Origin of the sequence: Pigmentiphaga sp., assembly GCF_019689535.1 — a bacterium.
In the GTDB taxonomy this organism is placed as follows: domain Bacteria; phylum Pseudomonadota; class Gammaproteobacteria; order Burkholderiales; family Burkholderiaceae_B; genus Pigmentiphaga.
In genome coordinates, this window is sequence record NZ_JADGHH010000116.1 from 1 (window position 1) to 10,629 (window position 10,629).

General features: G+C 63.7%; 12 protein-coding genes. 4 read left to right on the forward strand and 8 right to left on the reverse strand.

Features of this window, described 5'->3' with window-relative positions:
* On the forward strand, nucleotides 1–358 hold a 358-nt coding region (locus IRZ12_RS11155; protein WP_296468372.1), incomplete at its 5' end, for a hypothetical protein.
* A gap of 209 nt (nucleotides 359–567) precedes the next feature.
* Here IRZ12_RS11155 and nadC read toward each other — a convergent pair.
* The 7 genes from nadC to IRZ12_RS11190 all read right to left on the reverse strand — a co-directional run bounded on the left by nadC (nucleotide 568) and on the right by IRZ12_RS11190 (nucleotide 7,361).
* Nucleotides 568–1,470, reverse strand: coding sequence for a carboxylating nicotinate-nucleotide diphosphorylase (gene nadC, locus IRZ12_RS11160; protein ID WP_296468374.1), 903 nt, complete (start codon nucleotides 1,468–1,470; stop codon nucleotides 568–570).
* A gap of 110 nt (nucleotides 1,471–1,580) precedes the next feature.
* The gene (locus IRZ12_RS11165; RefSeq protein ID WP_296468375.1) at nucleotides 1,581–2,510 is read right to left on the reverse strand and encodes a hypothetical protein; all 930 of its coding nucleotides are present in this window, start codon (nucleotides 2,508–2,510) and stop codon (nucleotides 1,581–1,583) included.
* A 395-nt stretch (nucleotides 2,511–2,905) separates the two neighbouring features.
* The gene (locus tag IRZ12_RS11170; protein WP_296468377.1) at nucleotides 2,906–3,127 is read right to left on the reverse strand and encodes a hypothetical protein; all 222 of its coding nucleotides are present in this window, start codon (nucleotides 3,125–3,127) and stop codon (nucleotides 2,906–2,908) included.
* Between the two features lie 79 nt (nucleotides 3,128–3,206).
* The gene (locus IRZ12_RS11175; RefSeq protein ID WP_296468379.1) at nucleotides 3,207–4,721 is read right to left on the reverse strand and encodes a 3-hydroxyacyl-CoA dehydrogenase; all 1,515 of its coding nucleotides are present in this window, start codon (nucleotides 4,719–4,721) and stop codon (nucleotides 3,207–3,209) included.
* A gap of 22 nt (nucleotides 4,722–4,743) precedes the next feature.
* Nucleotides 4,744–5,895, reverse strand: coding sequence for an acyl-CoA dehydrogenase family protein (locus IRZ12_RS11180; RefSeq protein WP_296468381.1), 1,152 nt, complete (start codon nucleotides 5,893–5,895; stop codon nucleotides 4,744–4,746).
* Between the two features lie 11 nt (nucleotides 5,896–5,906).
* A complete protein-coding gene (locus tag IRZ12_RS11185) occupies nucleotides 5,907–6,536 on the reverse strand; it encodes a TetR/AcrR family transcriptional regulator (protein WP_296468392.1) in 630 nt (209 codons plus the stop codon).
* Between the two features lie 120 nt (nucleotides 6,537–6,656).
* Entirely contained in the window at nucleotides 6,657–7,361 is a 705-nt protein-coding gene (locus IRZ12_RS11190) for a riboflavin synthase subunit alpha (RefSeq protein WP_087783227.1), read from the reverse strand.
* A gap of 236 nt (nucleotides 7,362–7,597) precedes the next feature.
* Between IRZ12_RS11190 and IRZ12_RS11195 the strand changes: the two genes are divergently transcribed.
* Together IRZ12_RS11195 and IRZ12_RS11200 are read left to right on the forward strand one after the other, a co-directional pair.
* Entirely contained in the window at nucleotides 7,598–8,809 is a 1,212-nt protein-coding gene (locus tag IRZ12_RS11195) for a GGDEF domain-containing protein (RefSeq protein ID WP_296468385.1), read from the forward strand.
* A gap of 144 nt (nucleotides 8,810–8,953) precedes the next feature.
* On the forward strand, nucleotides 8,954–9,274 hold the full coding sequence (locus IRZ12_RS11200) for a DUF4148 domain-containing protein (RefSeq protein WP_087783229.1): 321 nt from the start codon (nucleotides 8,954–8,956) through the stop codon (nucleotides 9,272–9,274).
* A gap of 84 nt (nucleotides 9,275–9,358) precedes the next feature.
* Here the strand turns inward: IRZ12_RS11200 and IRZ12_RS11205 are convergent, their stop codons facing one another.
* Complete coding sequence (locus tag IRZ12_RS11205) at nucleotides 9,359–10,171, reverse strand: helix-turn-helix domain-containing protein (protein ID WP_087783230.1); 813 nt, start codon at nucleotides 10,169–10,171, stop codon at nucleotides 9,359–9,361.
* A gap of 140 nt (nucleotides 10,172–10,311) precedes the next feature.
* On the opposite strand from IRZ12_RS11205, the gene IRZ12_RS11210 reads away from it, so the two are divergent.
* Entirely contained in the window at nucleotides 10,312–10,500 is a 189-nt protein-coding gene (locus IRZ12_RS11210) for a flavin reductase family protein (protein ID WP_087783231.1), read from the forward strand.
* The last annotated feature ends 129 nt before the right edge of the window (nucleotides 10,501–10,629 follow it).

The window sequence follows — 10,629 nt, forward strand, 5'->3', positions numbered from 1 at the left end:
GATCGCTTGCGTACTCAAAGAAATCACCGGTAAATTGGATTTACCTACTGATTTCCTTTGCGAGCACTTGATTCATTTTGCGTCGACCAGCCAAGTCAGTTTTACCCAACTCAGCCGTCTCGCGCCCAAAACCAAGCGCCCACACTTATCGGCTGTTAACTTGTTAAAGAACGGTACTGCCTACTTCTCTTCCCCCCGCCGGCGCTGCGCCTTTCGTTTAGCGCTGCGTCATCAGCGAAGAAGCGAGATTATGAAGAAGTTTTTTTCGTCTGTCAAATCGTTCAGTTCGCTACGCTCACTTCCCGATTCGATCAAGCCGCCGTGCCCATCCGGCACCGCAAACTTCCTCTCTCGATGACAACCCCACCGCATCCGCCTCCTGGCGTAACTGCTGGCACAAGGCCGTCATCTCACTCGCCGCAACCGCCGCTTCGCTCTTGCGTTGCGTCGTTCGCATCGAGAACGAAACTATAGCACGGTTTTTCCGGTGGGTGCAAACCGGGCCCGACAATCCCAAGGAACGGCTCCGGCGGGTAACCGCGTGAGCCGTTCGGGCCCGCGCCTGCATCAAGAAGGTGCGTGATCCAGGCCGATGTCCAGCACGCCCACGCTGTGGGTCAGCCACCCTATCGAGATCAGGTCCACGCCCGTCTTGGCCACCGCCGGCGCCGTCTGCGGCGTAATGCGGCCGGACGCCTCCGTCACCGCCCGGCCATCCACTCGGCGAACGGCTTCGGCCATGGCCTCCACGCTCATGTTATCGAGCAGAATGGCGTCGACTTTCAGCTCGAGCGCTTCGTCCAACTGCTCCAGCGTGTCGACTTCCAGTTCTATTTTCACCAAATGGCCCACGCCTGCACGGGCGCGCCGCACCGCCTGCGCCACGCCGCCCGCAATCGCCACATGGTTATCTTTGATCAACACCGCATCGTCCAGGCCGAACCGGTGATTGGAGCCGCCGCCCACACGCACGGCGTACTTCTGCACGATGCGCAGGCCCGGCATGGTCTTGCGCGTGCACACCACCCGCGCGCGCGCATCGCCGATGGCGTCCACCACTGCCGCGGTAGACGAGGCGATGCCGCTCATATGACAAAGGAAATTGAGCGCGGTGCGTTCTGCCATCAGCATGGCGCGGGAGTTGCCCTCCACCATGGCGATCACGTCGCCCGGCCGGATACGGCTGCCGTCGGGCTTGCGTATGTCGACCCGGATTTCCGGGTCGACCAACTGGAACGCCAAGCGCGCCACATCCATGCCGGCCACCACGCCCGGTTGGCGCGCCACCAGCGCCGTCCTGCCGCGATGGTTGGCCGGCACGATGGCGTTCGTCGTCAGATCTCCCGCGCGCCCCAGGTCTTCCAACAAGGCAGTTCGAACCAGCGGCTCAATCATGACTTGCGGAAGCGGGGCGACATCCCACTGCTCGGTCTCGCCCCTGCCGGAGGCGCCCATAATATTTATGCTCATTTTGAGTATTTTCCGTGGAAAAAAATGGCGGCTTTAGCCTCGTCCTTTATGCTAGATATGAGCATAAAGACTGTCAATAGGGATAGCCGCGCCCAAGGAAGAAGAACGTCTCAATTGCTCCGCGCGAGTGGAAGCTTGGTACCACTCAGGGCGCGCTCCAGCAGTACGTCTCCGCGGAAGCGGAACAATTTGGCCGGACGACCCGGCGTTTCGGTCGACAAGGCACCGGTCTCCTCGACCAACTGCTGCTGTTCGATGAAGCGGCGGAAGTTCTGTTTGTGCAGGTAGCGCCCCGACAACGCCTCCACCACTTGTTGCAGCTGCAGCAGGGTGAAGGCTGGGGGCATCAATTCGAACACGACGGGCCGGTATTTAATCTTGGCGCGCAGGCGCGCGATGCCAGTGGCGAGAATGCGCCGGTGATCGTGACGCATGGGCTGACCGAGCGGGGAAAGCCCCGGCCGTCCCGTCCTGCGGGCGGCCTCCTCGACGAGGCCAGCTTCGAATAGCAGCTCATAGCGCTGCAGGACGAGCTCTTCGTTCCACGAGCGGGATCCGAGTCCAAAGCACAGGTCGACACGCTGTTGGCGTGCGCGTTTCAGGGCCGGTTCCGATGCCGAGGACACCCACTCGCACAATGCACCCGCGATCAAAGCATCCAACTCTGCAGACGGCGAACGCCGGTCTTCCCACGGGAAATAGCGATACCAGCCATGCCATGCCGCGTCCGCACCGGAAACAGGTCCTTGCCGGGTCAAAGCCAGGTAACTGATGGAGATGACCCGCTGCTCAGTCTTCTGCTCGGTACGGTCGCGATCGGCAAAGGTATAAAGCTGCTCGACGTACCCCAGCGGATGATGTGTCTGCTCTTCGACCCAAGCCCGCAGCCCGGCTTGCAGCGAACGGTGGCCCGACTCAAAAGGCCCGGACGGCAGCATGCTCCCATCGTGCGTCGTCAAGACCAGCGGCTCGGAGTCGGTTGCAGCCACGAGCACGGCGACCAACTCGGCGGTCAGGGGATGTTGAACAGCGGCAGTCAAGGATAGGAAAAGCGAGAAAGAGTGGAAAAATGACCAAGCGGATGGGTAGGCTCAATGATACCTATCTGGGGCCGCCAATATAGACGCCGGGCGCGACCCGGGCCGCCCCGCCAGGGCCGGCGGCATGATACTTGCGGCGCTTGGCGGTTGCCGCCGGACCCTACGGATTGGGGAGACCGTCATGACGACCGCTTCGAAAACACCTGCCGCACGGGCCACCGCAGGAACGACCTTGCTGCCACCCGCCAACCAGCGCAACCTTCCGACCTCCGCCCACGGCACGCCGAGCCGTGTCACCACAAAGGATAAAAAGCCGCCCTCCGCCGCTGCTCCCTTGCGCCCCCAGCGCCGCGACTAAGGCTTGGGGGCCGGCACGCGCCGGCGGCGTGCAAGGGTCATTTCTTGCGTAAATCGCTCCAATCCGCCGACGTGACCGACAAAATGGCTGCCAGCCAGAGCACCATCATGGCCATCCAGCCCGTGGAACTCGGATAACCCCGGGACAGCATATAGGCCGTGCAGCCAATGGCGACGAGCACCAGCCACGGGGCACGGCGGCGGTTATAGCTGCCGCGCGTATCATCCGGCCGCCGCCGCGGGTCCATGAAAAGTCCCATAGCATCCTCCATCAAAACCAGCGCCGCATTGTAGAAGATAGAAGATCGCTCATGAAAACCAGCGGGCGACGCCGATCCGCTAGCCCGCCAGCAAAGACATCCCCAGCTGGGCCCTGCGTTGCAGCCACAGGCTGGGCCGATAACGCATGTCGCCGGTCACCCGGACCAGGTTGCGCAGGATCTCGACGATGCGGGCGGCACCCAGGGCATCCCCCATGGCCAGCGGCCCCTGGGGATAGCCCAAGCCTAGCCTGACTGCCTGGTCGATGTCCGCCGGAGTTGCGATGCGCTGCTGCGCGATCTCGCAGGCAATGTTGACGATCGTGGCAACGATGCGCTGCGCCACGAACCCGGGGGAATCCTGGATCACCGTGACCGGCGCACCGTCGGCGGAAAATTGGGCGGCAGCCGCATCGAGCCACCTCGACTCCGTCAGGGGAGTCGCCATCAGCGTACGCCTGCGCCCCACCGGCAGCCCGTGCAAGGTGTCCACGGCGACCGTCCGGCGCGCATCCAGCCCCTGGTCGCATGCCGCGGTGGTGGCGTCCTCCCCGTACGGCGTCACCACGATCAGTGCATCATCCCCCGGGTGCGGCCCATCCTGGACCCGGGCCTCCATCCCCAGCAACAGCTCGACCACCGCCGCCCGCGCATCTGGCCTCACCGGCGACACCCAAACTTCGGGTAGGGGCGTGACGGATGGTCGAGGCGTTTCGGGCTGCACCTGTTTCTTGCCGTCGACATAGGTATAAAACCCCTGCCCGGTCTTGCGCCCGAGCAAGCCTCCGGCCAAGCGCACCGTCGTCACGGGCGAAGGACGGAACCGCGGCTCGTCGAAAAACTGGGTGTAGATCGACTCCATGACGGGGTGCGAGACGTCCAGGCCGGTCAGGTCCATCAACTCGAAGGGCCCCATCTTGAAGCCGGCCTGTTCGGTCATGATGGCATCGACCTGCGCGCAGGTCGCCACGCCTTCCTGCAGCACGCGCAGCCCTTCGGTATTCAACCCTCGCCCCGCATGGTTGACGATGAAGCCGGGCATGTCTTTCGCGCGCACGGGCGTGTGCCCCATGCGACGTGCCAGTTCCGCCAGGGCATCGCCGACGGCCGGGTCGCTGCGCAAGCCGTCCACGACCTCCACGACTTTCATCAGCGGCACGGGATTGAAGAAGTGGTAGCCCGCGACGCGGGAAGGACGCGCGCAGGCGGAAGCGATCGCAGTAATGGACAACGACGACGTGTTCGACGCCAGGATGCATTCGCTGCTGACGATGTCCTCGAGCTGCCGGAAGAGGTTCTGCTTGGCATCGAGCCGCTCGACGATGGCCTCGATCACCAAGTCGCACTCCCGCAACGCTGAAAGATCCTCGCACGGCTCGATCGCCTCGAGGGCGGCCGCGGCCTGGGCGGCATCCAGCTTGCCACGCTGGACCAGCTTTTCCCAGGTCTGCTGCAAGAACTCGCGCGCGGAGGCAAGCGCGGTCGGCGCAGCGTCGTACATGGACACCCTGAGGCCCGCCTGGGCGGCGATCTGCGCAATGCCGCGCCCCATGGCGCCGGCGCCGACGATGCCCACGTGCTGGATCTGCTTCATCGATATTTTCTCCTCCCGGCCTTCAGGCCGCATATGCCTTGATCGTCTCCCGGGCGATGACGAGCTGCTGGATCTGCGAAGTGCCTTCGTACAGCCGGAACAGGCGCACGTCTCGGTAAAACCGCTCGACTGCGTATTCCGCGATGTAACCCGACCCACCGTGGATTTGCACGGCGCGATCTGCCACCCGCCCCACCATCTCCGTGGCAAACAGCTTGCAACACGAGGCTTCCAGCGTAGTCGGCTCGCCGCGGTCCCGCTTGCGCGCCGCGTCGAGCACCATCGTGCGCGCAGCATACGCCTCGGTCTGGCTGTCGGCGATCATGGCCTGGATAAGCTGGAAGTCGGCAATGGCTTTTCCAAACTGCTTGCGTTCCGTAGCATAACGGACGGATTCGGCGATGAGGCGCTCGGCCATGCCCACGCACACGGCAGCAATGTGCAGCCGGCCCTTGTCCAGCACGCGCATGGCGGTCCGAAAACCGTTGCCCTCCTCACCGCCGAGCAAGGCGCTGGCCGGCACACGGCAATCCTCAAAAATGATGTCGCAGGTCAGAGAGCCCGCCTGTCCCATCTTGCGATCGGGCTTGCCAAGCGTAATACCCGGCGTCCCGGCTTCCACCAGGAAGCAGGAAATCGCATCGGCCCGGCGCCCTTCCGCGGTACGCGCCATCACCGTGTAGAGCCCTGCTATCGGAGCATTGGTGATGAACCGCTTCGTGCCGTTGAGCACGTAATGGTCGCCGTCACGCCGGGCCGTCGTGCGCAAGGAGAGCGCATCGGATCCCGCCTCCGGCTCGGTGAGCGCGAACGACCCGATCAATTCCCCGCTCGCCAATTTGGGCAAGTATTTCTTGCGCTGCTCATCCGTACCCGCCAGCACGATCGCCTGTGAGCCGATCCCGATGTTGGTGCCGGCCAGCGACCGGAACGCCGGCGACGTCCGCCCCAGCTCCATCGCGATCAGGGCCTCTTCCTCCATGTTGAGGCCGAGCCCCCCATACTCCGGCGCAATGGACAAGCCGAACAAGCCGAGCGCCTGCATTTCCTCCCGCACTTGCGGCGGAATCGAACCGCTTTCCGCCACCTCGGCCTCGAGCGGCATTAGGCGTTCCGTGACGAAGGTGCGCGTGGCCTCGACCAGCATGCGCAAAGTGTCCGCGTCTAATGACATGATGATCCCCTTCAAGAAGCCGGTCGCACGCACAGGCCGGCGTACAAAAGCTCGAAATACTCGAGCGCGATGTGTTCGGCCTTACTGCCATGGCCGGGTTTGAACCAGCGCGACATCCAGTTCAGCAGTGACAAGACGGCGCGCCCCGAAACGGCCACCTGGCCGGCGCGGAACACGCCCTCCTTCACGCCCTGCTCGAGGATGCGGCGCAAGAAACGCTCGTACTCATCGCGCAACCGCGCCGCATCCTCGCGATAATGCGGGCTCATGCCGCTGAACCCCACCAGCATGGCGACGAAGCTCCAATAATTGCGCTCGAGATACGCGGCGTGAACAGTCATGAATACCCGCAGTTTGTCCACGGCGGAGGTTTCCGCCTGTACCGCGGGAAAGACTTCTGCGATCAAGCCCTCCAGCGTACGCAGGATGATGGCGTCGTAGATGTCCTGCTTGGTTGCGAAATAGTGGTAGATGGCCGGTTTGGTCATCCCGATGGCGGCAGCGAGCTCATGAATGGAGCTGTTCTCATACCCGCTTTGCGCGAAGAGCTTGGAAGCCTCGAGCAAGATGCGCTCGCGCGCGTCGGCCACCACCGGCGGGCGTCCGGGGCGGCGCTTTTTGGGAGAGGATGCCGTCGTCATCATGGCTGGGCCCGCGCTATTTATTTACCGATCGTTCGGTAAATAATAACCGCAGCATGCGCCCATGCCAAGCCCGCGCTCCCGGTTCCGCCCCGCTCGCATGGCGGGACGGCAGGCGGCTCAATCCGAAGCCTTGGGCGCTGGCAGGAAATCCTCCAGCGTCATCCCCTTCTCTTTCAACAGTGCCTCGAGCACCGGCACGAGACGCCCGAGGCTTTCCTGGACCGTTTCGCGTACCGTGTCCACCACGACCTGCGTGCTGCGCTCGATTTCGACGTTCAGCCGGTCCCCGACCGTCTTCTCTTCAAAGGTGGTGACGCGACGCGTTTCGGGAATCAGCCAGACCTCGAACCAGCCCTCGGCCCGATTGACCTCGGAAACCGTCAGGCTGGCGCCATTGATGGCGATGTACCCCTTGGCAAAAACGTACTTGCGGAAAGGCTCGGGAATCGCGATGCGCAGGACACGGTTGGTGTCGGAGGAGCGGCTCTCCAGGATGGAAGTGGAAAAATCGATGTGACCGGACAGCGGGTGCCCTCCGATCTCGGCGCCATCCTTGGCCGCCCGCTCCACGTTGACCCGCGCGCCCACGCCATATTCCGACAAGGTGGTGACGTTCAGGCTCTGGAGGATGACGTCGAACGAAGCGACGGTGGGGCTGGCAATGCCGGTTACCGTCAGGCACACACCATCCACCGACACGCTGGCGCCAATGGCCAGGTCCTCGCAGAACCCCGGGGGAAATTCGAGCGTGAACGTGCGCAAGCCCTCACGGTCTTCAATGGCGATGATCTTGGCGGTGCCCTGGACGATTCCGGTAAACACGATATCCCTCTAGCGCTCGAGGACGGCGACCCCATCCTCGCGATTAATCACAGACGAGACTTTAACGCGCCGCCGCGCCGTCCACGAGTGGCCGCCCCGCGGGAGACGCCGTTCCCGATGCGGGGGCACCAAATGTGAACAACTATCCGTCAGGCATTTGCCGACATGGCCGGCGTACCTATGATGACGCCATGGTCCCAGAAGAGCCCCTCGCACCAGGGCTCAGGAGTGCGAAGATGAAATTACCCGCTCCGTTCACCGTCGATCAACTCATAGTATTCGGTCATGCGGCGGCCGCGTTGCTGTTCGCCGGCTTTGCGCTTTGCATCTGGAATCACGCGCGCTCGCGCCGCTACCTCCTACTGTACGCCCTGGCGTTCGGCCTGTATGCCGGCGCGGCATTGCTGGCAGCACCCCAGGCGCCTGTTTTTCCGCTGCGCCTCGCCGCGGCCACCCTCTACGTGGCAAGCGTGCTCGCGCTCACCCGGGGCATGTTGGCGCGCGGCGAGGCGCAAACCGACGCCGCGCCGCTGACCGCGCTCGGCATCGGCTTGTTTGCGCTCCTGGCCTATTTCGACCTCGTCGAACGAGACGCCGCGGCCCTTGCCTACACGCTGGGCATGGGCACCGGTTCGCTGTTGCTCCTGGCCTGGATGCGGTTGAGCGCGACGCGCCCTGCCGGCCTGGAAGACCGTATCGCCCATTGGGGCCTTTTGGTCCTTATCGCGGGACACCTGCTCGGGACCGCCCTGACCGCGCGGACGGCGGGAGGCGTATTCCCCGGCGCCGGCCTCGCCCAATCCCCCGACACGATGTTGGCATCACTGGGCATGCTGGTCTTGCTCGGCGGCACGCAGCTGGCCGCGGCATGGGCTGACGTGGTGACCTCGCTCAAGCGTGAACGGATCACCGACCCCCAGACGCTGTTGCTGAACCGCCGCAACTTCGAGGAGTCCGGCTATAGCGACGTACAGCGCGATGCGGCCCGGCCCTCGGCGCTCATCCTGCTCGACCTGGATCATTTCAAGCAGATCAACGACTCATACGGGCACATGGCCGGCGACGCCGCGCTGGCCGAGGTGGGACGCATCATTCGCCAGTGCGTCCGTCACGGCGACCTGGCCTGGCGCCTCGGGGGAGACGAGTTCGCGGTCTTGATGTCGGGCGCCTCCAACACCAGCGCCGCCCAGGCTGCCGACCGGATGCGCATGCTTCTTGCGCAGACGCGGGTGATGACTCCCCGCGGCACGTTCACCCTGACGGCGAGCTTCGGCATCGCCCAGTCCCGCATGAAGGAACCGCTCTACGACCTGTTCGCCCGCGCCGACAGGAAGCTTTACGAAGCCAAACGGCAGGGAAAGAACCGGATCGCGGCGGAAAGCACACCGGAAAAAACCTGCAGCGCGCTCGCGGAGGACGAGCGATCCCCCGAAGCCCTCACCTTGTAACGCCCAGGCAAATATCGATTGTTCACCAAAACAAGAAAGTCATTTCAAGTTTTGGAGTATTTAAAGGAATTCTTGCGCACCTATCTTCAAAGCACGGCGGTTGACCCCCAATCGCCCCGTTTCAAACACTTTGGAGAGAATGCCATGAAGACCATTGCCTACACCGCGTTGATTTCGTCTTTCCTGCTGGGTGCCGTCGCGCATGCGGACCAGAACGAGATCGGGAACGACTTTCCGCCCCCGCCCATCTCCACGACGTACGAACTGACGCGCGATCAAGTCCGTGCCGAACTGGAGCAAGCCCGGGCCAATGGCGGAATCGTCTACGCCGACGACGGCTACCCCGAGCGGGTCATCCAGTCCTCGGGGGCGCCCGTCAGCCGCGCGCAAGTACTACGCGAACTCGAGGAATACCGCACCGCCCATCGCGTCGACGGCCCGCTCGAGTATCCCCACAACCTGTAAGACTATCGTGCGAGTTTCGTCGCCGCGGCCGATACGTCCCGCAACCGGGCCGGAAAGTGGCGGCGGCGCTCGCGCGCTTTGCCGCTAGCCGGCCCAACGCTCCGCAGGCGCCCCGAGCAACCTCGACAATTCGCGTCCCTTCTCCCGCAGCGCGCGGATCTGGGCGCTGCCTGGACTCGTGTCCAGCATCGACATCGGGGCCGTAATGGTCAACCCGTACGCCACCTCGCCGTGCGTGTTCCATATCGGCACGCTCACCGCAACATAGGTAGGCAAAGTACGCAGCTCGACCACCGAATATCCTCTATCGATCACCGCCCGGCGTATGCGCCCCAGCCTGGCCTGGGCCTCGGCCTGCGTCACGGCTAGGCCGTCGGTTTCCAGCTCCCGGACCAGGACCGGCAATACCGCCGATGCAGGCAGGTACGCCGCGAAGACATGGCCGGCAGCCGTGTGCAACATTTCTACCGGCCCGTTGCGCAGGTCGAAAATGCGCCCCCTCACCGCCGCTTGATTGATCAGGATGACGGGCCCGTTACTCCAAATGACCACGGCCACGCCCAGCCCGGTTTCTTCGGCCAACTCCACGGCCGCCACGCGGACTAGCTCGAAATGGTCGACATCTCGCGCTGCCGTCATGCCAAGCGCCGCCAGGCTGGGTCCCAGCCTGTACAAGCCTCGGCCATCGCTCTTGACCATCCCGGTTCGCACGAAGCTGACGAGATAGTTATGGGCTGCGCTAGGCGCCACACCGGCCCGGGCGGCGATGTCCTTCAGCGCCACCGCCCCGGGGCCCATCTGGATCGCCACCAGGATCCGGTAACCGATCTCGATGGACTGGATGCCGCGCGGGCCCGAGGCGGGCGGAGTGAGAATGCCTGCCTGATTGGATGCCATGAATTCAAGAACCGATAAGAGGCCGACACAGAAAACGCCCAGCGTATTGCATAGCCGGTTTGACAAGCCTTTGCGGGCCCACCTATCATCAATTAAACATTATCAAATGATTCAATTATATTGAATTCTGGAGACAAGGCATGCCGCCCAGCGCGAACACGTTCAAGGCCGCCATGCGCCGCATCCCGTCCGCCGTCGCCATCGCCAGCACCTCATATGACAGAGAACGCCGGGGGTTGACCGCCACGGCAGTGTGCAGCGTGAGCGCAGAGCCGCCGCAGTTACTCGCCTGCGTCAACAAGCAAGTCCGCGCCCATGGCCACATCTAGCTGGCGGGCGGTTTCGGCGTAAATGACTTGCGTCACGACCGCTGCCCCCGCGCGCGGCCATCACCAAGGGAAATGCATGAAATTCGCAGTGTTCGATCACATGGACCGCAGCACGGTCACGCTGGCCCA